Consider the following 25,653-nt stretch of genomic DNA (forward strand, 5'->3'; position numbering starts at 1 on the left):
ACGCCCTAATCTTCAAGGCATCGGGGTGCACGGCCCCTCCACCACTCCCAGGAAGGACTCCCACCTATGACAATTTCGCAATTGCCCCATATCGGCATCGTGATCGGCTCCACCCGCGAGGGCCGCTTTGCCGACAAGCCGGCGCAGTGGTTCCACGGCATCGCCAGCCAGCGCACCGATGTCTCGGCCGAACTCATCGACCTGCGCGACTACCCCATGCCGTTCTTCGACGAAGCACTGTCGCCTGCCTGGGCGCCGGTGAAGAACGAGGCCGCGCAGCGCTGGGCGCAGAAGCTGGCCACGCTGGACGGGCTGGTGGTGATCACCGCCGAGTACAACCACGGCCCCACGGCCGTGCTCAAGAACGCGTTTGACTACGCGTACAAGGAGTTCGCGCGCAAGCCCATCGGCTTTGTGGGCTATGGCGGCGTGGGTGCGGCGCGTGCCGTGGAGCAGTTGCGCCTGGTGGCTACCGAGCTGCAGATGGCACCCGTGCGCAATGCTGTACACATGGGCATGGTCGAATTCCTCGGGGTCTGGCAGCAGGGCAAACGCTTCGAGGATTACCCGCACCTGGCGCAGTCGGCCAAGGGCCTGCTGGACGACATGGCCTGGTGGGCCAAGGCGCTCAAGACCGCAAGGGAGGCTGTATGAACACCGCATTGGCCGAAGCACCGGTTGCCTCTGTGGCAAGCCGTGCCATCGCCTACCGCACGCGAGGCAGCTCGCACGGGCCCATCACGCGGCTGGTGAGCCCTGGCGACGTGGGGGAGTGGATCAAACCCTTCGTCTTTCTGGACCTGTTCGCATCGGACTCGCCTGCGGCCTTTCGCGGCTTTGGCATGCACCCGCATTCAGGCATTGCCACGCTGACCTATCTGATGGCGGGCGATATGTCCTATGAGGACACTGCCGGCAAGAACGGCACATTGCACGCAGGCAGCGTGGAGTGGATGCGCGCGGGCAACGGCGTGTGGCATACCGGTGCGCCGATAGGCGATGCCCCATCGCTGGGTTTTCAGCTCTGGGTGGCCTTGCCCGCTGCGCTGGAGAACGCGCCCGCGCTGAGCCAGTACCTGGCGGCGAACGAGGTTCCCCAGGCAGGCCCGGCCCGCGTGCTGCTGGGCAGCTACGGTGCGGTACACAGCCCCATCGACGCCCCCTCACCCATGACCTACCTGGCCGTGCAGCTGCGCGACGGCGAGCACTGGCGCTATGTGCCGCCCGCAGGCCACACGGTGGCATGGGTGGCGGTGGCAGCGGGCGCGCTGGATGCGGGCGGCGCCGTAGATAGCGTGGGCGCAGGCGAGCTTGCGGTGTTCGAGGAATCGAACGGCGCCATCGACTTCGTGGCCCGGGGCGACACGCACTTCGTGCTGGGCTCGGCCGCCAAGCACCCGTACGAACTGGTGATGGGCCGCTACTCGGTGCATACCAGCCGCGAGGCGTTGGCGCAGGGCGAGGCGGAGATCCGGCGCATTGGCGCGCAGCTGCGGCAGGAAAAGCGCTTGGGCTAGGCTTGGGCAGGTGTGCGCCGGCGCAGCGCCACCCAGCGGCACACACCCGTGGCCACCAGGCCGGTGACCGCGAGCATGGCCGCCATGTGCACCGCAACCGCCGCCAACGCCCACCACAGTGGACCCGCTGCACCGGCGCCCTGCCCCACCGCACCGCTGCCCAGGCACAGCGGTGCCAGCGCCGGCACCAACATGAGCCCCGCGCCGTGCAGCGTGGATGCCAGAAACGCACCCAGCACCAGCCCCACATGCCCGGCCGATGTGCGGGCTTTGCGCGGTGCACGGCGCCACAGGTACACCGCCACAGCTGCGGCCAGCAGGCAGCCTGCTGCGGCCTGCAGCACGCTGCGCGGCAGCGCCCAGCCCCACACCACCGCAGCCACCACCAGTGCCACCGACGCGGCATGGCCGATGGCAATGGGCAGCAGGGCGCGCAGCGGCTGCGCCTTTACCCGATTGCCGCCAGAGCGCAGGCCCCAGGCGGTTGCGCAGGCCCAGCCGGTGGCGGGGTTGAGCCCGTGCAGGGCGCCCGTGCCGGCCATGGCAAGCCAGGGCCACAGCGTGTCCATCCGTGGGCTCCCGGCCTGCCTCAGGCCTGTGCGTGGCAGCAGCCGCCGGCCGTGGCCACGGCGGTGGTCGCCGTTGCCGCCAGCGGCGATGGCGCGGGCTGGAAGGGCACGGCGCCTTCGTAGCGGTCGTGGTGACGCACCCAGTCCATCGTGTACTCGGGGTTGGGCTCGTTGCGGCCTGTGGGGGTCAGGTCGATCAGGGGGTAGGCGCCCATCATCACCTCGACCCCGCGGCCGTAGGTGGAGTAGGTGTGGAACACGTCCGCACCCTCGCCCGGCTCCTTGTGGAACACGCTGATGCCCGGCGCCTCTTCGGCCGGAAAGCGCTGCACCGTGTAGTTGTAGGGCACCTCGCCACGCGCCACCTGCTCGGTGCTGAAGCTCACGCCATAGTCGTGGTTGAAGTCGCTGCCGTGCGATGACACCCAGTGAAAACGCCAGCCCATGCGCTGGCGAAAACGCTCGATCTGCGGGAGCGGCGCGCGCGAAACCACCACCAGGGTGATGTCACGGTGGGCCAGGTGGATGTTCATGCCGTCGATGTGATCGGCCATGTACGAGCAGCTCGGGCAGCCTTGCTCCCAGCCGGGGCCGAACATGAAGTGCTGCACCAGCAGCTGGCGCCGGCCGTCGAACAGGTCGGCCAGCGTGCGCGGGCCGGTGATGGTGTCGAACAGGTAGGGCTTGTCCACCCGCACCCAGGGCAGCGCGCGGCGCTCAGCGGCGATCTGGTCCTGCTGGCGCGAGAGTTCTTTTTCGCGCAGCAGCAGGGCCTGGCGCGCGGCCAGCCAATCGCTGCGCGGAACGACGGGGTGGTGGAGTGAGGGGTTGTGGATGGCGGTGGTCATGCGGTGCTCCTTTGGGGGTTGTCAAACAGGGCACGCCCATGCGGCGGCTTCAACCGCCGCCTGGGGAAGCGGTTGTTGCACAGGGCGTTGGGTGGGTGGGAGATGGCGGGTGCTGACCACCCGCCGGGCATCAGGCCCGCGCGGTCTTGGGCCGGCGAACCGCGCGAACCTTGCCGCTCTCGCCGCCACCGGCATAGAACAGACCGGCGCCGTCGGATTCGAGCCCGCTCACGCCCATGCCGGCCGGCATTTCCAGGCGCTCGATCACGGCGCCGCTGGCGGGGTCGATGCGGCGGATGTCGCTGGCATCACCCTCCCAGGTGCCGTGCCACAGCTCGCCATCGACCCAGGTCACACCGGTCACGAAGGCGTTGGATTCGATGGTGCGGCGAATCGCCCCCGTGGCGGGGTCGATCTGGTGGATCTTGCGGTCGCGGTACTGGCCCACCCACAGGCTGCCCTCGGCCCAAGTCAGGCCCGAGTCGGCGCCCTTGCCCGGCGCGGGGATGGAGGCAACCACAGCGCCCGTGGCCGGGTCGATCTTGTCGATGCGCGACTCTGCGATCTGGTACAGGTGATTGCCGTCGAACGCGGTGCCCGCATCGCAGGGAACGCCCAGCGTGTGCGTGGTCTCGCCGCTGGCAGGGTCGAAGGCCACCAAGCTGGCGCCTGTGGCGGCCCATACGCGCTGGCCGTCGTGCGTGACGCCGGCCACGGTGCGGGCGCCGGCAAAGGGGCCGTATTCACTAACGATCTCGGCGGGACGGGCGGGGACACCGGTCGGTGCAATGCGGCTGGCGCTGTCGGGGCTGCAGGTGGTGATTGGCATGGAGTGCTCCGTGTTGGTTCGACCCCGGCTCGGGAGGTCGATGGGTGAACTCTATTCAAATGACAGCGCAGCGGGGAGTAACAAGATTGGCGTGAATCCTGCCAGGGGCGGTGCCAGCCAGCGCTGCGCACGCGCCTGGCCGATGGAGCGCACGCGGCCCTGCTCCTGCAGCTCGGCCAGGGCGCGCTGAACGGTGCGCTGGCTGTTGCCCAGCGCCAGCGCCAGGGCCGAGGTGGACCAAGCCGCGCCATCCGCCAGCAGGGCCAGCAGCGAGGCCTGCTCGCCCGCGATGGGCGGCGCCAGCACCACCACCGCGCGCCCGCCATCACGCCCATCCAGGGGCCGCAGCGCAAAGCCGCGCGCCGTGGCCTCGATGCGGGCCCAGGGCTTGACCAGTGCGCGCAGGCGGCCCAGCTCCACGCGCAGCCGGGCGCGGTGGGTGTCGTCGGGGTGCCGGGTGCGAAAGGCGCTGGCGATCAGCGCGTCGCGCTCGGCATCGCCGGGCCAGGCCTGGGCCAGATCGTAGGCGAGAGCGAACAGGATGGGCCGGCGCGCAAGGGACAGCCAGGTGGGGGCGGCACCGCTGCCCTCCTGCGCCCCCACCCATCCCGATCCCAGCCGGTGCCGGCAGGCATCGACCACCAGCACCTCCGAGGCCAGCAGCGCCGCGACGTCGTCCAGGCGCAGCAACTGCTCGCGCGCCACGCCGCCGCCATCGCCCTCGCTTGGCAGCAGGCGCCGCGCGGCGGGGCGCTGCAGCGCGGCCAGGGCCTCGTCGACCTCGGCCAGCAGCGCAGGCACGCGGGCGCGCGCTGCCGCTTCGCGCGCCTGGGCCAGCGCATCGCGCGCCGCGGCCACGCGCAGCGAGCGCAGGGCCAGTTCGGCCAGCGTGAGCCCCGCCACCGCCGCCAGCGCGGGCGGCATGCCTGGCTCCTGCAGGTCGATGGTGGCCAGCAGGGCCGCGGCTTCGCCCAGCCGGCCCATCAGCAGCCATTGGCGCGCAGCGATGAGCCTTGCCTGCAGTGCGTTGGCCCGGTCGCCGCGCACCGCCAGCGCCGCCGCAGCGGCCACCAGGGCATGCGGCGGGCCGTTCAGGTCGCGCTGGGCCAGGGCCACCTCGGCCTCGGCCACCACGCAGCGGGCGCGGGCCAGTTCCTCGTGCGCGCCAAACCCCTTGGCCGCGCGGCGCAGCAGCTCGCGCGCCCGGGGGTGCTCGCCCAGCTGCGCCATGGCAATGCCGCGCAGCGCCAGCGCAGGCGGGTCATCGCGCAGGGCCACCCGCTGCAGGGCGCCCAGCGCATCGCCGGCGGCAAGCGCACGGGCGGCGGCGGTGATGAGCGAATCCATGGGATGGCAGGCTACACGACTGCGGCACTTGCAATTTGTTTCTTGGGAAACTATATTTCAGCCACAGATAGTTTCCGCAGAAACAAAACATGAAGAAAAACCCATCGCCCCACCCCAGCCCGCTCGAAGCCCACCTGGGCTACTGGCTGCGCTTTGTCTCCAACCAGGTGTCGGCCGGGTTCCAGCAGGCGGTGGAGGCATCGGGCGTGTCCGTCACCGACTGGGTGGCGCTGCGCACGCTGTTCGATGCGGACGGTGCCGACAACCCCGCCACGCACGCCACGCTGACCCAGGCCCTGGGCATGACCAAGGGCGCCGCCTCCAAGGTCGTGGCCCGGCTGGAGGACAAGGGCCTGGTGGCGCGCGCGGGCGCGCCAACGGACGCGCGCAGCCACACCCTGTCACTCACGCCCACCGGCCGCGCCCTGGTGCCCGTGCTGGCCGCCAAGGCCGATGCCAACGACGAACAGTTCTTCGGCCACCTGCCCGCAGCCGAGCGCCAGCGGCTGGCGCGCCTGCTGCAGGAGATGGTGCGCCTGCACCAGTGGCAGGAAGTGCCGCGCAGTTGAATCCGAGACCTCATCCCAGAAAGATGCCCATGAACGAAACGACCATCGCCACCATCGAACGCTGCGCCCAATCATCCAAGGACGGCACGGCCCATTTCGGCGCCATCGTGCTGGCCCTGAGCGAGGCCGGCGTGGAGGCGTATTTTGCCGACTACCGCAGCAACGCGACCACCTACTACCTGCCCAGCGGTGAGACACATGCCGTGGCCCTGCCTCCGCCTGCCACGCCCATCGCACAGGGCTTCGACGCGGCAGGCGTGCAGGCCGCCATCCGTGGCGCGCAGCGCGGCGAGGTGATGTACCCCGAGTTCCTTGAGCTCTCCCGCGCAGCGGGTTGTGTGGGCTACATGGTGTGGCTGGCGGGGCGGCATGTGAGCTACTTCGGCCGCAAGGGGGAGGTGCATGTGGAGCGGTTTCCCGACTCCCCCTGAACGCAACCAATACCCTCACGCGGCTGCAATGGCCTCGATCTCCAACAGCCACTCCTCGTCATATATGCCGGCGATGATGACCGTGAGCGCTGGTGCATGGCTCCCCAGCGCGCGCCGCCGCGCCTCGCCATTCTCATCGGCGTATTGGCGTGATGAGAGAAATGTGGTCACCTTGACCAGGTTGGCCACGCCCAGGCCTGCGGCATCGAGCTGGGCCAGGATATTGGCCCACACCAGGTCGGCCTGCTCGGCGAAGGCGGCGGGCACGACACCGGCCCGGTCGACCGGAATCTGGCCGCTGATGTACAGCCAGCGCGTGGCGCCCCGCACGTCCAGGGCCTGGGAGTAGCCACCGGAGGGTCCAGGGGCCAATGAGGAGTTGACGGGGGTGGATTGCATGGGCAGGTCTCCAGAGTGCAGAACAGCTTACGCAGCCTGTGCAGGGGGAGCCATGGGCTGCGAGAAGATATTCACCAAACTTCCATCTGGATCGCGCAGCAAGGCCGAGCGGTTGCCCCAGGGCATCACCGTGGGCGGCATGACGACCTCGGCGCTGGCGTCGCCACGCATGCGTGCCAGTGTGCCATCCACATCGGTCACCTCGAATTCCAGGATGGCCGAGTGGTTCGACGCGGCCGTTGCGGCGCCCTGGTTGAACAGCTGCACTAGGCGCTCCTCGGAGATCGCCAGCGTGGCGCCTTCGAGCCGCACTTCCGCAAAGCCATCGGCCAGGCGGGTGGCAGCGGTGCCCGACAGCAGGGTGTAGAACGCGACGAGCGCTTCGAATTGCGTGGTGACGAGGCGGACGGATGCAAACTTCATGCGAAGCTCCTTGGGTAAGAAAAGAAAGGAGCGAGGTTAGAAGGAGGTGCTGCCAGGTTCTGGCAGCATGCTGTGCCCGTTTGCCCGAGCGTGCTGGCGCAGGCCTTCAGCAGCGCCTGGTGAAGCGCGAGGTCGAGCCCACAGGCTCACCCCTCGGAGCGCAGGTACTTCGCCAGAAACCCCAGCACCTGGCGCTCATATGCCCCAGGGCCGTAGGCATGCAGATCCACATGCCCAGCCCCCTCCACACGCCAGATCTCCTTGGGCCCGGCCGCCGCATTGAAGAGCCGCTCAGTTTCGGCCCAGGTGGTATGCCTGTCCTGGGCGCCAGAGGCAATGAGCGCGGGCGCCCCAAGGCGGGCGATGCGCTCGATGGGCCGCAGGTCATCGGTCGATACCCCGGCGCGCAGCGGCAGCTGCCACAGCAAGGGCCCGGCCAACACCGCGCCCGCAGGGCCCAGCACCGTGGTCAGCCGGTTGGTCACGGCGTCTTCGATGGTGGGGTAAATGGATTCGAGCACCACGGCATCCGGCGCAGGGGACGGCAGGGCCAGCACGGTGGCGGCGGCGCCCAGCGAGACACCGATGACCGCGATGCGCTCGCCCGGACTTTCGCGCCGCAGAAACTCAAGGGCCGCCTTCACCCCTGCCGCCTCGCGCGCGCCAAAGGTGATGCGGTCGCCAGTGCTCTGGCCGTGCGCAGGCAGATCGATCAGCAAGGCGGCGTAGCCTTCCCGGTTCAGGAACCTGGCGCGGCCCAACATCTGAGTGCGGTCGGCGCGCACGCCGTGGAGCAGCAGCACGGCGCCCCGGCCTCGCTGGCCCGGTGCAAACCAGCCAGCCACATGGCCGGCAGGGGCGGTGTCGATGCGGACCTCGCGCGCCGAAAAATCTTTCGGTGGCGGGCCTATGGTGCGGGTGGCAGGATGGCTGAGCCATTCGCCTGCGCACAAGGCTGCACCGACGAAGCCGAGCAACAGCACCAATGCCCACAGGGCAAGTATCCCAACGCGGCGCCCAACCATCACCGGTACGAACAAGTTCTCTGGACGGGCCTCAAGTGATCCCCTCCACCGACACATCCTCGAACCCCGGCTCCTGCGCAATGAGCCCATGGAAAAACACCAGGCACGGATCGTCGCCAGCCATCTTGGCCTTGCCAAGCACGCGCTCCTTGAGCGAGCGGTGCTTGGTCAGCGACAGCACCCATTCGTGCTTGCCGTCTTCGCTCTCATTGGCGGCCGCGCCGACCATGTAGGTGCGGCCCTCCCAGCTCACATGCGCGTACCAGCCCCAGTCTTCGGCGTCCGCGTCGGTCATTTCCAGCTGCGCCGGCACGCGCGTGCGCAGCCATTCGAGCAGCGAATGCCCCCGGATGGGGTTGATGGGGTTGTCAGGCTCCAGCGAGACGTCGAAGAGCCGGGTGTGGAAGTGGATGGCAGGTTCCATGGGTGGACAAATTGGCAGCAGGACGGGCCAGACACTGTCGTGAGCGTATCACCCGCGTGTGACCTCTCCAACCGAATTTTGCCCAGACGCGCAGGCCCAGGGCGGACGAACCTGCGTACCATGCGTCCTGCTGCAGAGCCGATCCGGACGACAACAGCAACAACAACAACAACAACAACACTGCAGGAGACAAGTGCCACCATGCAGGCCCACCCCACCACGAGCCCGCCCCAGCCACTGGCAGCCCCGGCCTTCGCGCCTCTGCGCGCGCTGAGCGCCAGCCTGCTGCAACTGGCCAACGTGGCGCGCACCACGCCACCCCAGGCCATGCTGCAGGAGGCACTCGACATCCTGCGCACCTCCCTGGTCGGGTTCGACACAGCCTGGTGGGGCGAGGTGTCGGCCGGCCATGCCGATGCGCCGCCGCGCAACTGGTTGCATGGCAGCATCGGCCTGTCCAAAAGCTTTGCCACAGAGTGGAATGCGCTGGCCATGGCCGATGCGTTTGCGCAGCAGTCCATGGACCGGCTGGGCGTGGTGATCCGCGAGAGCGCCGACGATATGCCCGATCTGCCTGCTGGCGCGATACCGCCGGACATCGAGGCCTTCTGCCGGCGCCACGGGCTGTACCACTGCATGGCGATCACGGTGGCCATGCCGCGCAGCGGGCTGATGTTCTTCGTGAGCATGTACCGCGGCCCAGGCCAGCCCAACTTCACCGACCAGGAGGCGGCGCTGTTCGGCGAGTTCGTGCCGCACCTGCTGGGCCACTGGCAGCACCGGCTGGAGCAGTTGCAGACGGCGCCCGCAGGCAACGGCCCGTGGGACAGCTATGCGCTGGCCGATGGCGCCGGCCAACTGCTCTTCGTGGGCCTGCGCGTGGGGCTGGCGTTGCAGGCAGCCTACCCGGACTGGTCGGGCACCGCCCTGCCCCCGGCACTGCTGGCGGCACTGCCGGCCACGCTGCCGGGCAGCCTGCTGGTCGGCAAGGCCTGCCGGCTGCGGCTTGAGGCTTGCGGCCCGCTGCTGGCGATCAGCATGCCATCACCGCACGCCAGCAAGCCGCCGCTGGCCCCGCGCGAGCTGAGCGCCGCCACGCTGTACGCGCATGGCCATTCGTACAAGGACATTGCTGCCACCTTGGGCCTGACACCGGCCACGGTGCGCACCTACCTGCGCAGTGCCTATGCGCAGTTGGGGGTGCGCAACAAGGTGGAACTGGTGGCCGCACTCCGGCGGCAATAGGCCGCGCGGCTGGCCGGGTGTTTTCCCTGTCCCTCTGCATTTGCAGAGGCGTCAAAACACCCCCCCGTCCCTATCGTTGCGCCCGGAGCCTCAAGGCTTCGGAAGAACCAAGCAACAACAGGAGACGCATTCCATGCTTTCAACCCCACCGTCCGCAGGCTCGGCCCTGCTCGCGGCCACCATGGGCACCCTGGCCGCACTGGCCCTCACCGCCTGCGGCGGCAGCGACACCAGCGCCCCCGCTGCCAGCCAGCCGCTGGCCCAGGCCTGCCCGACCTACCGCATGGCCACCCTGCCCCATGGCGCGACCATCACCCGCACGGAGCTGCGCGCGGCCGAGGGCCTGCTGCCCGAGGTGTGCATCGTGCGCGGCGAGATCGTCTCGTCGCCCCAGTCCACCATCCACTGGGCGGTGGAGCTGCCTGCGGGCACGGTGTGGAACGGCAAGACGCTGACCGTGGGCGGTGGTGCATTCGATGGCTTCATCCCTACCGACGACCCGTGGTACCAGCACATCATCGGCGCATCGGCCCACACGTATGTGAAGATGAGCTCCGACTCAGGCCACCTGGCGCCCGGCTTTGCCTGGGGCGCGAGCGACGTGGCGCTGCGCAACCATGCCTTCGACGCCAACCACTTCGTGCTGGAGGTGGGCACGGCTATTGCCGCCGACTTCTATGGCAAGCGCCCTGCGCGCCGCTACCACATCGGCCACTCCAACGGCGGGCGCTCGGCCCTCGCCGCCACGCAGAACTACCCCAAGGACTACGACGGCGTGGTGGCCATGGAGCCCGCCATCAGCCAGCAGGCGCACCAGACCAACCTGGGGCCCACGCTGCTGCGCCACGTTTTCTCCAAACCCGAGAATTGGATGAGCCCTGCCAAGATCGCGCTGTACGCCAAGGCCGAGACGCAGGCATGCGACGGGCTCGATGGCCTCAAGGACGGCATCATCGGCAATGTGGCAGCCTGCAACTACGTGCCCACAGACCTGCTGTGCAAGGGCTCCGACAACGACAGCTGCCTGACCGCCGGGCAGATCGAATCGGTGCGCCTGATCTACGCCAACAAGGACGTGCCCGTGACCCTGTCGCAGGGCGCGCGCGGCTACCCCGGCTTTGGCCGCGGCGGCGCGGCCACGTCGGACTGGGAGGCCTATGTCTTCGGCCCCAGTTTCGAGGCGCGCGACTCCTTCAACTACATGGCCGTTTCCGCAGCCGCACGACTGGTCGAGGGCAACCCGGCTGCCGACCTGCTCCAGCACGACCCCACCCGCTACCAGGCGTCGTACCTGCGCCTGGCGAACCTGATCGACGCGACCAACCCCGACCTCTCGGCCTTTGCCGACAACGGCGGCAAGCTGCTGATCTGGTACGGCATGGGCGATGCCTGCGTGTCGGTGTACCGCACGGCCGAGTACCTGGACAGCGTGCGCCAGCGCCTGGGTGCCAGCAAGGTGCAGGGCTTTGCCCGCATGCTGACTTCGCCCTCCAACGGCCACAACCTCGACGGCCCGGGCACCGACCCCGTGAGCATCGACCTGCTGGCCGCCATGGACGCCTGGCTGGAGCGCGGCAGCGCGCCCGACAAACTGGTGGCCACCCGCTACGAACCCGCTGATCCGCGCGCCGGCCAGCAGACCCCGGTGCTGCAGCGCCCGGTGTGCGAGTACCCGAAGTTCCCGCGCTATGACGGCAAGGGCGACCCGGCGAAGGCGGAGAGCTTCAGCTGCGCGGCCGTGTGATACCGGCGGAGGTCAGTAACTCGCCCGCAGCGTCACGCTCGCATTGCGCGGCTCGCCGAAGAAGTTGCTGCGGCCCGTGGTGTACACGCGCTGCCAGTAGACCTTGTCGGTGAGGTTGTTGAGGTTGAGCGCCACAGTCCAGCGCGGATCGATGCGGTAGCTGATGGCGGCGTTCACCACGCCGAAGCCGGGGCGGTGGGTGTTGGTGGTGGCGTTGCCGCCGCTGGCACTGCTGTAGGCGTTGACGCCTGCGCCGACACTCAGGCCGTCGAGCAGGCCGTCGTTGAAGCGGTACTGCGACCACAGCTTGACGCTGTGGTGCGGCGTGAGCGCGTTGAGCGGCAGGCCGCCGCTCGATGTGTCGCGCACGTAGCGGTTCTCGTTGTAGGCGTAGCCGGCGTAGACATTCCACTGCTTGGTGATGCGGCCCGAGGCTTCGAGCTCCACGCCCTTGCTTTCCACCTCGCCCTGGGCGATGGAGAAGCCGGTGTTGACCGGGTCGGCCTGGGCGCGGTTGACCTCGCGGATGCGGTAGACGGCAGCACTGGTGGTGAGGGCACGGTCGAAGAACTCGCCCTTGACGCCCACTTCAAGCTGCTTGCCGACGATGGGGTCGATCACGCCGCCGCCAAAGGCCAGCTGCGTCTGCGGCGTGAAGGCGTCGCTGTAGCTCACATAGCCCGAGACCTGCGGGGTGAACGCATAGGTCAACCCGGCATAGGGGCTGAGCTTGTGGTCCACCTGGCTGGTGGTCCAGGCGCCGGTGGTGGGCAGCAGGTTGCGGCTTTGCGTGTCGTACCAGCTCACGCGGGCGCCGAGCACCACCGTGAGCGGGTCGGCCAGGCGCAGGCGGGTCTGGCCGTACAGGCCGTACTGCGAGGTTTCGGACTGCGCGCGCGCCGTGGCCGGGCGGTCGGGGTACGGCACGGCCGAGTGGTCGGGCGCATACACGTCCTGCACGTAGTAGTTGGCATAGCGGCCCGAGGTGGAGGCATTGGTGTTGCGGCGCCAGTCTGCCCCCACCACCACATCGTGCTTGCGACCCAGGGCGTTGAAGCTGCCGGTGAGGTTGGCGTCCAGCACGTTCTGCTCGATGCGCGTCTGGTTGAACCACAGCATCAGGCTGGTGCGGCCGTTGGTGGGCGTGACCTGGCCGTTGGGCAGGTACAGGTAGTTGGTGGCCTGGTCGTTGCGGTAGCCGCTCCAGTGCAGGCGGGCGCGCCAGTCGTCGTTGAAGCGGTGCGTGAGTTCGGCGTACACGTACTTCTCGTCCTGCTCGGAGCGGTTCCAGTCCGCGCCCAGCCAGGTGGAGCGCGGCACATCGAGCAGCGCGCCGGTGGTGTACGAAGGCAGGCCGCCGGTGAGCCAACCGTCGACTTTCTGCGCGTGCGCGCCGACCAGCAGGCTGGTGGTGGGCGCAAGCTTGAAGTCGAGCGAGCCGGCAATCGCATAGCGGTCGCGCTGGGCGCCGCTCTGGTAGGTGCCGCCCTCCTGCTTGGCGGCCGAAAGGCGGCCCAGGATGGTGCCGGCCTGGTTGAGCGGGCCGGTCACGTCGACCTCGGCACGCTTGGTGGACCATGAGCCGAGCTGCACTGCACCCCGCGCCTGGAAGGTATCTTGCGGGCGCTTGCGCACCAGGTTGACGGCACCGCCGGAGCTGGAGACGCCGCTGAACAGCGCGGAAGGGCCGCGCAGCAGCTCCACCCGGTCGAACAGCACGGAGTCCCACGCGGATGCCGTGCCGGGCGCGGGAACGCCGTCGATCATGTAGTTGTTGATGGCGAAACCGCGCGACGAGTAAGAGGCCGATTCGCTGTCGAAGCGCTCGGACACATAGCCCAGGGTCTGCTCCAGCACTTCTTCCACATTGCGCATGTTCTGGTCTTCCATGCGCTGCTGGGTGACCACGCTGATGGACTGGGGGATCTCCTTGAGTTCGGCCGCCGCCTTGCCCACCGTGGCCTGGGTGCTGTTGTAGCGCTCGGTGCCTTCGGTGCTGGTGCGGTCCTGCTGGGCGCGCACCATGACGGGGGGAAGGTTGGTGCTGCGGGTTCCGCTGGCACTTGCGGCAGGCGCCTTGACGTCCGTGTTTGCGGTGGTGGATTCCACGCTTTGCGCGCGGGCAGCGGTGGCGCTGGCGAGGGCCATGACGGCCAGCGCCACGGGCGCGAAGGACAAGGGGGATCGGGACATCATCGAAGGCCTGTGTACGAAAAAGGTGGAGGAATGCACGCCCCCATCTACACGGCAACACTTCGCGCATGAATGCACGGCAGCGCGCGCATGCAGGCCGCTGCACGCAATGGCAGCAACGCGGGGCGGTCGATGGGGGAGCGGGATTGGCTGGCTGGTGCGCAGGTGGATCGCAGCTGGTGCGAACCACCGGACGACCGCGAAGGGCCACCCGGCACTGGCTGACAACACGAATAAGGCAATAACCGTAACGAGAATCAGTTCTATTTTAGAAGCATTTCAGAGGCATGCCGACAACCTTGGACCACAAACGGGCATTCGCGCAACACCGGCTTTCACCCATGCCGAGGGCGTTGCGACACCACCCACTGATGGGCACGGCATGTGCCGATTCTGTGCATTGCTTCACGACTGGCGGCATGCATACGCCGCGCAAGGCCGGCCTGCCGCCGAACGCCAACACAATCGCACCTGCCAAGCGCTTCACAACAACAACCAGGCCCTTTTCTTGAAAAAATCCCCTGCACTCAAAGCCCTCCTCGTGGTCCTCATCGGCGTTGCGGCCATCACGCTCTTCGTCGGCAAACGCTGGTACGACTATGTCAGCAAGGCCAAGTCGCCCTATGAGGAGATCGGCATCGAACTCAATTCCCGCGCGCCGGGGCCACTGAACCGCTGGGGCTGCGCGCAGCTGCAGGAGCGGTTTGCCAAGTCCGTGCCGCCCTACGGTTGCGCGGCTGGCGACGGCCGGCAGTGGAAGTGATGCCCGCTGCCGCCGAGAACCCCTTGCGCCCCCTCTTCCCTCCCTTGAAACGAGTCACCGTGTTCACCAAAATTCTGGCAGCCTCGGCTGTCCTGGCAGCCATCACCCTGGGTGCCGCAGGCAGCGCCCACGCCCAGAGCTACAAGCTCAACATGCCGCTGCCCGAGGACAGCGACACCGTCCTGCGGGACATCACCGTCACGCCCAAGGGCACCACGGTGACCATCGTGGTGGGAAACACCACCGAAGAAATCGGTGAGGCTTGCATCCACCCCAACCACCGCCCCGAAGCGTTCACGATCAAGGACCTGGACAGCGGACTGGTGCTCAAGCAACTGGGAGTCACGGGGATCCGGTCGTGCGCGCGGGGGATGGACACCATCCGGCCGGGCAAGCGCAAGACCGTGAAGGTGCAGTTCGAGGCCCTGCCGGCCACCGCGCGCCGGCTGCAGGTGGGCGAGAACAACTGCAAGCAGAAGGAAGACGACGACATGCACTACTACTGCTTTGCCGAAGTCGTGCTGAAAAGCCCGAAGTAATTCGCCGTAACCGGCCGCCTGCACACGGGCATCCCGCAAGCCGGCAATGCCGGCCAGGCGCCCGTTATTGGGAGCTGCCGCCCTGGCAGGCCACCCCCTATTTTTTTGTGGCATCCGTGGCAAATGTCACACACCGGTGCCGCCGTTCCAAGTGTTACTTCCTGGCGCGGCCACAGCCCGTGCGCGTCTAGATAATCCCCCGCATGGAGTGAGGAAAAGGGGCGCGCTGCAAGCGTGCCCCTGGGCTCCATGGGTCGGACCGAAAAAGCACACACAACCAATCGCGTACCTCTATGAAAATCTCTTCTGCCCTGCGCCTGGGCCTGGCCAAATACCTGGCCTATTCGCTGCTCGCGCTGCTGTTGATCCCACTGGCCGCCTACCTGTTCACAGGGTATGCCCAGCGCGACGAGGACACCCGGTTCATCGCCCGCATCAGCCAGCGCATCGATGCCGAGAAGGCCATGCCCGCAGCCGAGAAGCAGGTGCAGAAAGACTTCTACCGCGCCAACCCGCCGTCCACCATCTGCACCAACCAGGACCCCGAAGTAGCGGACTACCGCGAGGCCATGTGCGAGACCTATGGCGAGCTGTGGCAGTTCAACCTGGTGCGCAAGCTGTCGCTGTGGAGCATGGTGGCCGGCGTGGTGCTGCTGGTGGCCGTGCTGGCCCTCGGTGCCCTGGCCTTCGTCAACCGCAGGCTGCAGTACACCAGCTTCGTCACCGGCTGGCACCTGACCACCTGGGCCAGCGCCACCTCGCTGGTGGTGCAGGGGGCGCTGGCGGTGTGGCTGTCGTTCTGGGTGACGGCGTTCTTCATGCACAAGTACTGGCCCAAGCTCATCATCCTGGTGGGGATCCTGGTCGCGTGCGGGGTGTTCATGGCGGTGGTAGGCATCTTCAAGCGGGTGCAGCTGAACAACGGCGTGGATGGCGAGTTGCTCACCGAGGCCGATGCCCCCCTGCTGTGGGCACGCATCCGCCACATGGCCGAGCGCTTGAAGACCGAGCCGCCGCGCAACATCGTGGCCGGGATCGACGCCAATTTCTTCGTGACCGAGGCGCCCCTCACCGTGGGCAACCAGCGGCTCACCGGGCGCACGCTGTTCGTCAGCATCCCCCTGCTGCGCCTGCTCGACCAGGCAGAAGCCGATGCCGTGCTGGGCCACGAGCTGGCGCACTTGCGCGGCGGCGATACCCAGAGCAGTGCGCTGCTGGGCCCCAAGGTCAGCCAGTACGACCACTACCGCCACGCCATGCGCGAGGGCGGCCTCACGGCCGTGTTCCTGCCCCTGATCGATCTTTACCGCACCATCTTCGAGGTGGCGCTGGCGCGCGAAAGCCGCGCACGCGAGTTTGAGGCCGACCGCACTGCCGCCCAGCTGGTCTCGCCCGATGCGATTGCGCAATCACTGGTGAAGATCGCCGCCTATGCGCAGTACCGCTCCAAGATCGAGAGCGAGCTCTTCGGCCAGAACCGCAAGCACGACGCCGCCGCGCTGGGCATTGCCAGCTATGTGGCCCAAGGGCTGCCACCCTATGCCGCATCGGCCGATTTCCTCTCGGAGATGAAGACGGCCAACGTACCCCACCCGTTCGACTCGCACCCCGCCATGCCCGAGCGCATGCGCTCCGTGGGCGTGGCGCTGGCCGAGAGCGACTACGGCGCCATCGTCGTGCGCGTGCCCGCCGCCACCTGGGCGCAGCAGATCCTCACGGCCGATGCCATCGAGCAGCGCATGTGGGGCGCGTACGAGCAGGCCTTTGCAGCAGAGCACGAGCGCAGCCTGGCCTACCGCTACGAGCCCGCCAACGACGAAGAGCGTGCGCTGGTGCTGCAGTACTTTCCGCCGGTGCAGTACGCCTTGAAGGGCAACGACACAGTGACCGTGAGCATCGAAGGCATCGCCACCTCGGCCGATGGCGTGACCGTGGCCTGGGACGCCATCAAGGCGCTGGAATTCAAGGAGAGCACCTGGGGCAATGCCCTGATCGTCACCCACCCCGAAAAAGCGGTGATCGGCGCCAAGACCAGCAAGATCAAGCTCGGCGGCCTGAAGAAGGAGAAGGACGCCTTCAACGCCAAGGTTGGCCACTACTGGCAACGCCACCAGATCATGCGGGCGCAGCAGCAGGAAGCCTGAGCCCGGCCCGCCATGCCGGGCGGGTGGCCCTCCTCAATCCGAGACCCGCACGCCCTGCACCTGCGTGCCCAGCTTCAGGTACAGCAGGCCATCCGAACCCATCCACCACGGCCCCGCCTGCGGCGGCACCTGGGCCGCGCTGCCGCTGGGCAGCACCCACTGCGGCACCAGGCGCCATGCCTGGCCTGCCAGAGTCAGGGTGAGCGCGCCCGTGTTGCTGCCCGCCTGCACCGACAGCACCGCACCCGGCAGCGCCGTGGTGAAAATGCTGCTGGCCTGGGTTGCGTTGAGCAGCGCGGGCAGCAGCCACTGCCGTGCGCCCTGCCCTGTCTGCAGGTAGATGCGGCCTTGCTCGTCCACACCGATCTGCGGCGCGCCTGGGGCCGTTCCGCTGCCCGTCCAGTCGGGCCGCAGCACATAGGTCTGCCCGCCGGTGCGCAGCTGCAGCACGCCTTCGGCGCCGAGCTTCAACGTGGCATCGGGCAAGGCTGCTGTCACGGCATGGGCCAGGCCAGCGAGGTCGGCCACGGCGGGGGCGAACTGCACCACCACCCCACCGCGCACCCAGCGCAGCAGGCCCAGCGGGGTGAAGCCCATGCCGTCGGGCAGGCGCGCGTCGATGAGGATGGGCTGGGTGGGCAGCAGCTGGAAGACCTGGCCACCATCACGTACGAGCAACACGCCCGAGGGCGCCACCTCCAGCCCCTGGGCCATGTTGCCGCCCGACAGGCGGGCCAGGGCGCCGTTCAATCGTGCAAAGGCCTTGTTGTCCACCGAGATGGATGCCGGCAGGTTGGCAAACGCCATGGGGTCGCCCGGCTGCTGGGCATCGCCCTTGAGCGAGCCCAGGGTGATCGCGACCACAGCCCCCTGGTCGTTGACCTGCAGGCGCTCGCCAGCCTGCAGGCCCATGCTGCCCACGGCGGGCAAGCTGCCTGCGGGGGCGGTGAGCAAGCCCACCTGCACGGCCACGGCCAGCGGCTGGGCTTCGACGAGGGTGCCTGCGCTGCCCGCGCTCAGCAGCACCGGCCCGGCCAGCACCATGGGCTGGCCCACGGCGCTGGAGGTCATGGAGGCCCAGCCCTCCAGCACCACCAGCACCAGCACGCTTTGCCCATTGACCTCGGCAATGCGCAGCTGCGTGCCCGGCAGCGCCTGAACGGTAAGCGGCTGGCCGTTGACGATGACCTGCAGTGTGGTCGGCGTGGTGCCCGTGCCGGGCAGCACGATGGTGCCGCCGCCCGCGCCCGGGCCCACCACCACGGGCAGGGATGGGTTGGTGATGGTGGTGGTGCTGCCGGGGGTGTTGATGGTCGTCGAGGTCGGTCCGGGGTCTTCGGCGGGCGGGGCGACGACCACCGGTGCGGTGGGCGTGACAGGCGCACTGGCAAGCGATGGCAGGCTGTCGCCCACGGCGTTCGTCGCCCTCACGGTGAAGGTGTAGGGTGTGCCGTTGGTCAGGGTTGTGATGGTGCAAGTGCGGGGCGCGGCTGCGGCCACCGTGCAGGTACCGCCGGGGGTGCCGGTGACGGTGTAGCCAGTGATGGGGCTGCCGCCATTGCTGGCCGGGGCTGTCCACGCCACGGTGGCCTGGGCATTGCCTGCCGTTGCGGCGGTAGCTGTCGGGGCGTCCGGCAGGGTCATGGGGGTACCGCTTGCCGTTGCCGGGCCGCTGGTTCCGGCTTCGTTGCGCGCGACCAGGCTGAAGGTGTAAGCCGTGCCGTTGAGCAGGCCGGGCACGGTGCAGGTGGTTGCGGTGGTGGAACAGACGGCGGTGGACCCACCACCCGTGGTGTCGGTCACCTCGTGGTGGGGCCAGCCGCCCCCACCGGGCGACCAGGAAAGGGCCAGCGCGGAGTTGCCCGCCGCAGCCACGAAGCTGGTGGGCGAAGCCGGTGCAGCAAGTTGCCGCTGCACCGCGCCCACGTCGCAGCTGCCGCTGGTGGGGCGCGGCGCGCCGCGCTGGTCCACGGCCGACGCGCTGCATGAGCCCGCCACGCTCAACGCCGGGCTGCCAAGGCCGGGCATCATCGTCTTGGTGGAGCCTGCGTTCAACGCCAAAAGGCCCAACTGCGGGTCCAGGTTTTGAGCGCCGGTGCAAGTCACGCCGGCCGGGCAGCTTCCCTCCACAATGCTGCCGTCCACCGAGATGCTCCCTCCGTTGACATGGAACTGCGAACCGGTCGCCGCAGTATTGCCCCACACAATGGAAGACTTCACGTCGAAGGTACTGCTGGTGATGTGCACCGCCCCTCCGGAAGTGGCAGAGTTACCCACCAAGGTGGATTGGGTAATAGTGGCGACACTGGTTCCTCCACCGTCCGAAGAGCTTGCGATGGCACCGCCTGCGCCGGACGCAGCCGTCGCTGAGTTTCCATTGAAAGTGGACTGCGAAATCAGCGTTACCACGTGTCCAAGATTGCCATACAGAAGGACGGCGCCACCGACTCCCACCCCAAAATTACCTGGTACGGTATTTCCGTCAAACGAGGACTGCAGAATTTCTGGATTGGCGGTACTTGCCGTCCCAGCATAGACAAACACGGCCCCGCCGCCAGTACTGGCCGTGTTGCCCGTGAATGTGGATTGCCGGATGAGAGGACTGCTCACCCCGCCGGAACCGGCCATGCTCGCCAGCGCGCCGCCCGCCTGAATGGACGAATTGCCGCGAAACAACACATTGGATATGGTCGGGCTGCATACCCTGCCGCTGCCAACAGCACTGCAAAGAAGACCGCCACCTTTGGTCTCGGAATACTGGCCGATTGAGAAAACGTTTCCGTCGACAATGCTCAGCCCGTCTACCACCGTATCGCTTCGTTGATGGACTCCGTTGCCTGCGGCACCGATGACCACGACGTGGCGGCTGTTGTCCGTGTTGTCCCCAGCAACACCAATATCGCCCGACAGCACTGTCAGCCGGTTGTCGCTGCTGCGCTGCGACAGGGAGGTTTCACCCCCCGCAAATCCTCCATAAAGCTTCAGCGGGCGATTGATCGCAAAACTGATGCTGCGATCCACCGTAAGGGTAGGCAGGTAGGTGCCCTGGCTGGCCCAGATCTCGTCGCAGTTGGCATCCGCCAGCGCAGACTGCAACGGCGCAGCCGTCGCCCAGGTGCTGCCATCGCCAGTCCCCGCATTGGTCACCCGGCATACCGCTGCATGGGCAGCGCCAGCCGCAGACACCACCCACGCCAGGATCACCAGGAACGCCAGCGTGCGCACGCTGCTGCGCCTGCGTGCAGATGGGTGCAGGGGACAAGCGCAGGCGATGGATGTAGTCATGGGCAACAGGCGTCTGGTGAAAGCAAAACGGTTGCAAACAGCGCCTGAGCCCAGCGGTACGGATGTAGAAGCCAGCGCGCGCGATGCATTGCAATACAGCGGGCATGCTAGGTCTTTCGATCCGTTTTGTATGTCCTCTAATTAGATGACAAATGCGGCTTTTTCTGAGGGCCCGGGCACCGCAGAGCGCCCGGTTCACGCCTGGCCGAAGGCCTGCTGGTGACACCGTAACCGGGCCCACAGAGACTGGCTTCAAGGCAGCGAAGCCTGCGCGCGCGGCAGCAGAAGCAGGGCCTGGTTGCCGTTGCCACCGCTGTTGCCGTACCCGGCCAGGGTGCTGCCGGGCGTGGGGTCGGCGTTGATCACGCCCACGCAGTCGGGGCCGGCCGCGCAGCCGCCCTGCAGGATGCTGGCCTGCACGCTGGTCTTGCCGCTGTAGGTGGTGTCCAGTTGCACGCCATGCACGGAGGTGTTGCCCCAGATGACCGAGGACACCACCTCGACCTGGCCGCCGCCGCCCGCGAAGTTGAGTGAGGACAGCGCGCCGCCGTAGCCGTCGGACGCATTGCCGATCAGCGTGGACTGGCTGAGCAGGGGGCGGCTCACACCGCTGCTGCCGCTGGACACGCTGGCCAGGGCACCGCCGAAGTCGCCGGCCCAGTTGCTGCTGAAGGTGGACTGCGTGATGCGCGGGCTGCTGGTGCCGGCGTTGCCGTGGCTGGCGATGGCGCCGCCGTAGCGGCCCGACGCGTTGCCGATGAAGGTGGACTGTGCGATGGCGGGGCTGCTGGTGCCGCCCTGGCCCACGCTGGCGATGGCACCGCCGTAGCCGTCCACCGCGTTGCCGATGAAGGTGGACTGCGTGATGCCGGGGCTGCTGGCACCGCCGGCCGCGCCGAGCGAGTAGACAGCGCCGCCGTCGTCGCGCGCCCAGTTGCCGCGGAAGCTGACGTTGGCGATGCTGGGGCTGCATACGCTGCCCTGGCCCGCGCCATTGCAGTACAGGCCGCCGCCGCTGGCGTGGCTGGCGCCGTCGGCCCGGCCGTGCACGATGCTCAGGCCGTCGATCACCGTGTCGGCGGGCTGGTAGATGCCGGCCACCGATGCAGCCCTGGCGCCTGCGCCCAGGCCGCCGATGACCACCACATGGTGGCTGTTGTCGGCGCTGACCACGGGCGTGCCGATGTCGCCCGAAAGCACGGTGAGGCGGCTGTCGGCGCTGCGCTGGGCCAGCGCGGTCTCGGTGCCGGCAAAGCCGCCATAGAGCTTGACGGGGCGGTTGATGGCGAATGCGATGGAGCGGTCTGCGCCCTCGGTGGGCTTGTAGGTGCCCTGCTGGATCCAGATTTCGCTGCACGCGGGCTTGGCCAGGGCCGACTGCAGCAAGGTGGCTGCGGCCCAGGTGCGGCCGTCGCCGGCGTCGGTGCCGGTGCTGCTGACGCGGCACACGGCGGCGTGGGCCGATGCACCGGCGGTGAGCAGCAGCATGCAGCCCATGGCGGCGACGGTGCGGCGGGCGGTGAAGGTGGTGCCGGCGGCGGCGGTGGCGGCAATTGAACGGTGGTGTGTCATGGCGAAAATCCCCAATTGAAATTGAACAGGCAGCGCATCGCCCGCCGCGCCTTGTTACGCAGCTATAGAAATAAGAGCTATTGGGTAATGCAGCGGCGATGCTAGGCCTTTCGCACGCGCTTGTATGTCCCCCAACTAGATGACATTTGCCGATTTTTTTTGGGCCCCGCAGGCACCGCCGCTGCGGTGTGGACCCGCAAGCGGAGTGCGGCTTTGGGCTACGGGACTACGCGGGGCCAGGCACCTGGCGAGAAGGCTGCTGCAGGGGCAGCGACAGGCAAAAGACATTGCCTGCGCCAGCCCCGTCCTGCGCACCGCTGCCGGCAGTCCATGTGCACTGCGCACCGATGGCCTGCACGCGCGAGCGCACGTTGCCCAGCCCTTTGCCCCGGCCCGGTACGGTACTGCCCGGCGGCGGGGTGGCGGACGGTGAGCTGAAGGGCTGGCCATCGTCACGCACCAGCACCTGCACGCCCGTGGCGTCCGACGTGGTGGAGATGCCGATGGACTGCGCACCGCTGTGCTTGATGATGTTGGTCAGCACCTCCTGCAGGATGCGCAGCACGTGCAGGGCGCTCTTGGGATCGAGCCATTCCAGCGCGGGCACATCCTGCACACCCCAGCGCAGCGTGAGGCCTGCGGCCTGCAGGCGCGGCCCCAGCCGAAAGCGCAGCGCGGCCAGCAGGCTGAGCAGGTCGGCGCCGCTGTGGTCCAGCGAATCGATGGAGAGCTTGAGGTCATCGATGCACTCCTTGAGCACGCGCGCCATGTCGCCCTCGTGCAGGCGCCCGCCTTCGGCCATGCGCAGCGCGCTGATCAGCGACGAGCCGATGCCGTCGTGCATGTCCTGCATCATGCGCTGGCGCTCGGCATCCAGTGCGCGCTGGCGCTCCAGCTGGTTCACTTGCGCGTAGGTGGCGGCCAGTTGGGCCTCGCGCTCGGCCAGGCGGCTTTCCAGCCCCGCGTTCAGCGTCTCGACCTCGCGCAGTGCGCCGGTGTAGCGCAGGAACACGATGACCAGGAAGATCGCGAACACGCCGATGGAGGCGTAGGGGCCCAGGTACAGCCCTTCGATGGACACGCGGTAGCTGGCCATCAGCGTGTCGTAGATGGATGCGGGCACCGTGAGCGAGACCCACAGGCTGAGCACCATGGCCCAGGGCGAGCGGTTGACCCACGACGCCCACATGCCCGAAGCCGCCACGATCAGCGTGACGCCGACGATGCACAGGTAGATGGCGGGCAGCACGGTCTCCACCTTGAGCGGCAGCCACGGCAGCGTGACCACCGAAACGGCGGTGACGAGGGCGATGATGGTGCGCTCCACCCGCGGCATGCGCAGCCCATGCACCCGCACGGTGAACAGGAACACGCACACCAGCGACCAGCCCAGGGAATTGGCCGTGAGCCAGCCGAACCAGTCGTCGGAAATCGGCAGCGGCACGTCGCCCATGGTGAACTGCACCATGCGCAGCGCGTTGGCTACCGACGTGGCGAAGAACAGCACGTACATCACCTCGCTGCGGCGCACGCACCACACGGCAAAGGCGAAGATGCCGATGACCACGAAGGCGCCCGCCGCCATGGCGGTGAAGTCGGCCTGCAGCCAGCTGCGCACCTGGTAGCGCCACAGCAGCTCGCCCTCGCCGCCCACCCAGGCGGTGGAAATGGCGCCGCCCACGCCCTGCTGGCTGGCCATGCGCACCAGCACCGTGGCCGGTGCAGGCGCACCCTGCGCGTCGGCCAGCGGCACCCACAGGGGCCGGTTGAAGCTGTTCCACACCCGGCTGCCGCGCGAGCGGTGTACCAGCTGGCCATCGGCATACACGGCAATGCCGCCAATGGTCTGCCAGCGCGGCAGGTACAGGAAAGTGCCGTCGGCCGGCGCAGCGCCGGCAGGCACCTGCAGCCGGTACCACACCACCTGGGGCAGCGCGGTTGCCGTGTCGCTCGATTCGGCCATGCTGCGCGGGCGGCTGTGGGGCAAGGCCACGTCCTCCCAGGGCACGCTGCCGTGGAGCACCTCGGGCGGCGGCGCGGCGGGGGCCTGCCAGCCGGCACCCGCAGGCTCGGGCCAGAAGCCTGCCTGCCTGAGGTGGCTGGCGCCAGCGCCCTCTTCGGTAGCCGGCTGTTGTGCGTGCGCGCCCGCCACCGCCATGGCCACGAGTGCGGCCGAAGCCAGCCACAGCAGCACCAGCCAGCGCAGGGAGGGTGAAGGCGAATGCCGGCGAGAGGACGGCCGGCGCATCCGTGTGTCAGTCGGCCAGAAGGCCATGGCGGCGCGCAACGTCGATGGCGCCGGCCCGCGAGCGGACCTGCAGCTTGGCGTAGATGCGCCGCACGAAGGTACGCACGGTGGAGGTGGAGACACCGAGCGTGGCGGCCGCCTCTTCGGTGTTGAAGCCCTTGCTCACCAGCTGCAGCACGGCGCGCTCGCGCACCGACAAGGCCACTTCGTGGGATGGCAGGCCGGGCTCACCCAGTGCCAGCGCGCCCGCCCTGGCATCGGCCGCCGGGGCCGCCTGCGCCGCCAGCGCGGGCGGCAGCGGCAGCACCATCGCCCGCGCCAGGATCTTGCGCGCCACCATGGGGCTGATGGGGCTGCCCCCGGCATGCACGCTGCGGATCTCGTCGACCAGGCCCGGCGCACTGCTGTCCTTGAGCAGGTAGCCCGTGGCACCCGCCTCGATGGAGGGCAGCACATGCGCCTCGTCGCCGAAGATGGTGCTGACCAGCACGTTGCAGTCTGGCCACCGGGCACGCGCGGCGACGATCACGTCCAGGCCCGAGCCATCGGGCAGGCCCAGGTCCACCAGCAGCACGTCCACCGCGTGCAGTGGCAGCAGCGCCAGCGCTTCGGCCCGGTTGGTGGCCACCAGCACCAGCTCCATGTCGGGCTGGGCTGTGATGTGCTCGGCAAAGGCTTCACGTTCTTCGGGCTCGTCTTCCACCACGCCCACGCGGATGCGGTGGACCACGCCCTGCCAGCCGCGGGCGGCGGCAGGGGGTGCAGGCGCGTCGACGACGCCCATGGAGGAATTGCTGAATGGAGCCACGCGGCGGATTATGACGAGGTGTGGGCCGCTTGTACCTCATTCAATTGCACTAGAAACAACGTTGCAGTGCGGTTGGGCCTCCCTGCCCGCGCCAAGGGTGCAACGCTGCACGCGCTTGCGGCGGTGCGCGCGCCGCCCTTGACTCAGGCCATTGCCATCGCAGGCTGGCGGGCGGGCTGTTGCGGCTGTTGCTGCACCAGTTGCTCATCGACCCAGCAGCCGTATTCGGCCGAGGCCTGCACCGGCTGCACCACCAACTGGGGCAGTGTGTAGGGGTGCTGTTTGCGCAGCAGGGCCATCAGCGCGGGCATGGCGCTCGCGGCAGTCTTGCAGGCCACGCGCAGTTCGCGGCATGCTTCCAGGGCGCCTTCCCAGTGGAAGTAGGCGGTGATGGGTTCCACCTGCACGCAGGCGGCCAGGCGGGCGTGCAGCACCGCGTGGGCGAGGCGTTTGGCTTCGGCTTCGGTGGCGACCGTGGTCGTGACCATGAGGATTTCGCGAAGGGCTGGTGCCGTTGGCGTTGCCGCTGTGCTCGGAGGGGTCATCATCATGCTGGTCTCCCGAAGGGGCTGTGATGGAGCTGGGTCGGGCAGTCTGCCACAGGTGGGGGGTGCAGGTCCAGTGGTCCTGGTACTGGTCCTTGGGCGATGGTTGCTGTGTGCTTTGGGCGAGGGCGGAGGCCGGGGTGTGCGCCCGGCGGCGCACCTACCTTCTTTTGCTTCGTCAAAAGA

At 68.3% G+C, this 25,653-nt stretch carries 24 protein-coding genes; 10 read left to right on the forward strand and 14 right to left on the reverse strand.

The features are described from left to right. The first annotated feature begins 66 nt into the window (after positions 1-66). Both ASE28_RS05770 and ASE28_RS05775 read left to right on the forward strand, forming a co-directional pair. Positions 67-654, forward strand: coding sequence for an NADPH-dependent FMN reductase (locus tag ASE28_RS05770; RefSeq protein WP_057204471.1), 588 nt, complete (start codon positions 67-69; stop codon positions 652-654). Next, a complete protein-coding gene (locus ASE28_RS05775; protein ID WP_057265414.1) occupies positions 651-1,517 on the forward strand; it encodes a pirin family protein in 867 nt (288 codons plus the stop codon). The genes ASE28_RS05770 and ASE28_RS05775 overlap by 4 nt, the downstream gene beginning before the upstream one ends. Here ASE28_RS05775 and ASE28_RS05780 read toward each other — a convergent pair. From ASE28_RS05780 to ASE28_RS05795, 4 genes are all read right to left on the reverse strand, one after another. Beyond that, positions 1,514-2,086: a hypothetical protein gene (locus ASE28_RS05780; RefSeq protein WP_057265416.1), complete on the reverse strand. Its 573-nt coding sequence runs from the start codon at positions 2,084-2,086 to the stop codon at positions 1,514-1,516. The genes ASE28_RS05775 and ASE28_RS05780 overlap by 4 nt on opposite strands. A gap of 20 nt (positions 2,087-2,106) precedes the next feature. Next, on the reverse strand, positions 2,107-2,934 hold the full coding sequence (locus tag ASE28_RS05785; RefSeq protein WP_057265418.1) for a thioredoxin family protein: 828 nt from the start codon (positions 2,932-2,934) through the stop codon (positions 2,107-2,109). A 130-nt stretch (positions 2,935-3,064) separates the two neighbouring features. Next, positions 3,065-3,763 (reverse strand): PQQ-binding-like beta-propeller repeat protein, encoded by a 699-nt coding sequence (locus ASE28_RS05790; protein WP_082607931.1) that lies wholly within the window; start codon positions 3,761-3,763, stop codon positions 3,065-3,067. Positions 3,764-3,814: 51 nt separating this feature from the next. Next, entirely contained in the window at positions 3,815-5,110 is a 1,296-nt protein-coding gene (locus tag ASE28_RS05795; protein ID WP_057265420.1) for a hypothetical protein, read from the reverse strand. Between the two features lie 89 nt (positions 5,111-5,199). Between ASE28_RS05795 and ASE28_RS05800 the strand changes: the two genes are divergently transcribed. Together ASE28_RS05800 and ASE28_RS05805 are read left to right on the forward strand one after the other, a co-directional pair. Continuing rightward, positions 5,200-5,679 carry a MarR family winged helix-turn-helix transcriptional regulator gene (locus ASE28_RS05800; protein WP_057265422.1) on the forward strand — a complete coding sequence of 160 codons (480 nt, stop codon included), beginning with the start codon at positions 5,200-5,202 and terminating at the stop codon, positions 5,677-5,679. Positions 5,680-5,708: 29 nt separating this feature from the next. Further along, entirely contained in the window at positions 5,709-6,110 is a 402-nt protein-coding gene (locus ASE28_RS05805; protein WP_057265424.1) for a DUF1398 domain-containing protein, read from the forward strand. 15 nt (positions 6,111-6,125) lie between these two features. Here ASE28_RS05805 and ASE28_RS05810 read toward each other — a convergent pair whose 3' ends face one another. The 4 genes from ASE28_RS05810 to ASE28_RS05825 form a co-directional block, all read right to left on the reverse strand. Further along, positions 6,126-6,509, reverse strand: coding sequence for a RidA family protein (locus tag ASE28_RS05810; protein ID WP_057265426.1), 384 nt, complete (start codon positions 6,507-6,509; stop codon positions 6,126-6,128). 27 nt (positions 6,510-6,536) lie between these two features. Further along, on the reverse strand, positions 6,537-6,932 hold the full coding sequence (locus ASE28_RS05815) for a VOC family protein (RefSeq protein ID WP_057265428.1): 396 nt from the start codon (positions 6,930-6,932) through the stop codon (positions 6,537-6,539). A 146-nt stretch (positions 6,933-7,078) separates the two neighbouring features. Then, on the reverse strand, positions 7,079-7,915 hold the full coding sequence (locus tag ASE28_RS05820; protein WP_235516057.1) for an alpha/beta hydrolase: 837 nt from the start codon (positions 7,913-7,915) through the stop codon (positions 7,079-7,081). Between the two features lie 73 nt (positions 7,916-7,988). Continuing rightward, a complete protein-coding gene (locus ASE28_RS05825) occupies positions 7,989-8,381 on the reverse strand; it encodes a hypothetical protein (protein ID WP_057265432.1) in 393 nt (130 codons plus the stop codon). Positions 8,382-8,582: 201 nt separating this feature from the next. Between ASE28_RS05825 and ASE28_RS05830 the strand changes: the two genes are divergently transcribed. Together ASE28_RS05830 and ASE28_RS05835 are read left to right on the forward strand one after the other, a co-directional pair. Beyond that, the gene (locus tag ASE28_RS05830) at positions 8,583-9,626 is read left to right on the forward strand and encodes a helix-turn-helix transcriptional regulator (RefSeq protein ID WP_057265434.1); all 1,044 of its coding nucleotides are present in this window, start codon (positions 8,583-8,585) and stop codon (positions 9,624-9,626) included. A 133-nt stretch (positions 9,627-9,759) separates the two neighbouring features. Further along, positions 9,760-11,370: a tannase/feruloyl esterase family alpha/beta hydrolase gene (locus ASE28_RS05835; protein WP_057265436.1), complete on the forward strand. Its 1,611-nt coding sequence runs from the start codon at positions 9,760-9,762 to the stop codon at positions 11,368-11,370. Positions 11,371-11,382: 12 nt separating this feature from the next. On the opposite strand, the gene ASE28_RS05840 is transcribed toward ASE28_RS05835, so the two are convergent. Continuing rightward, the gene (locus tag ASE28_RS05840) at positions 11,383-13,563 is read right to left on the reverse strand and encodes a TonB-dependent siderophore receptor (RefSeq protein WP_157421886.1); all 2,181 of its coding nucleotides are present in this window, start codon (positions 13,561-13,563) and stop codon (positions 11,383-11,385) included. Between the two features lie 508 nt (positions 13,564-14,071). Between ASE28_RS05840 and ASE28_RS05845 the strand changes: the two genes are divergently transcribed. The 3 genes from ASE28_RS05845 to ASE28_RS05855 all read left to right on the forward strand — a co-directional run bounded on the left by ASE28_RS05845 (position 14,072) and on the right by ASE28_RS05855 (position 17,009). After that, positions 14,072-14,326 carry a hypothetical protein gene (locus tag ASE28_RS05845; protein ID WP_057204630.1) on the forward strand — a complete coding sequence of 85 codons (255 nt, stop codon included), beginning with the start codon at positions 14,072-14,074 and terminating at the stop codon, positions 14,324-14,326. A gap of 59 nt (positions 14,327-14,385) precedes the next feature. After that, entirely contained in the window at positions 14,386-14,865 is a 480-nt protein-coding gene (locus tag ASE28_RS05850; protein ID WP_057265440.1) for a hypothetical protein, read from the forward strand. A 293-nt stretch (positions 14,866-15,158) separates the two neighbouring features. After that, positions 15,159-17,009, forward strand: coding sequence for a M48 family metallopeptidase (locus tag ASE28_RS05855; protein ID WP_057265442.1), 1,851 nt, complete (start codon positions 15,159-15,161; stop codon positions 17,007-17,009). 33 nt (positions 17,010-17,042) lie between these two features. Here the strand turns inward: ASE28_RS05855 and ASE28_RS05860 are convergent, their stop codons facing one another. After that, complete coding sequence (locus tag ASE28_RS05860) at positions 17,043-19,229, reverse strand: fibronectin type III domain-containing protein (RefSeq protein ID WP_162262235.1); 2,187 nt, start codon at positions 19,227-19,229, stop codon at positions 17,043-17,045. Between the two features lie 189 nt (positions 19,230-19,418). Here ASE28_RS05860 and ASE28_RS32450 point away from each other — a divergent pair, with 189 nt between their 5' ends. Continuing rightward, positions 19,419-19,778 (forward strand): hypothetical protein, encoded by a 360-nt coding sequence (locus ASE28_RS32450; protein ID WP_162261432.1) that lies wholly within the window; start codon positions 19,419-19,421, stop codon positions 19,776-19,778. Positions 19,779-20,546: 768 nt separating this feature from the next. On the opposite strand, the gene ASE28_RS33360 is transcribed toward ASE28_RS32450, so the two are convergent. From ASE28_RS33360 to cutA, 4 genes are all read right to left on the reverse strand, one after another. Further along, complete coding sequence (locus ASE28_RS33360; RefSeq protein ID WP_057265447.1) at positions 20,547-21,866, reverse strand: hypothetical protein; 1,320 nt, start codon at positions 21,864-21,866, stop codon at positions 20,547-20,549. 226 nt (positions 21,867-22,092) lie between these two features. Beyond that, positions 22,093-24,114 (reverse strand): ATP-binding protein, encoded by a 2,022-nt coding sequence (locus ASE28_RS05870; protein WP_157421887.1) that lies wholly within the window; start codon positions 24,112-24,114, stop codon positions 22,093-22,095. Positions 24,115-24,121: 7 nt separating this feature from the next. Beyond that, complete coding sequence (locus tag ASE28_RS05875) at positions 24,122-24,898, reverse strand: response regulator transcription factor (protein ID WP_082607937.1); 777 nt, start codon at positions 24,896-24,898, stop codon at positions 24,122-24,124. 167 nt (positions 24,899-25,065) lie between these two features. Further along, on the reverse strand, positions 25,066-25,473 hold the full coding sequence (cutA, locus tag ASE28_RS05880) for a divalent-cation tolerance protein CutA (RefSeq protein WP_235516050.1): 408 nt from the start codon (positions 25,471-25,473) through the stop codon (positions 25,066-25,068). Positions 25,474-25,653 lie beyond the last annotated feature (180 nt).

This window comes from Acidovorax sp. Root219, assembly GCF_001428665.1.
In the GTDB taxonomy this organism is placed as follows: Bacteria; Pseudomonadota; Gammaproteobacteria; order Burkholderiales; family Burkholderiaceae_C; genus Acidovorax.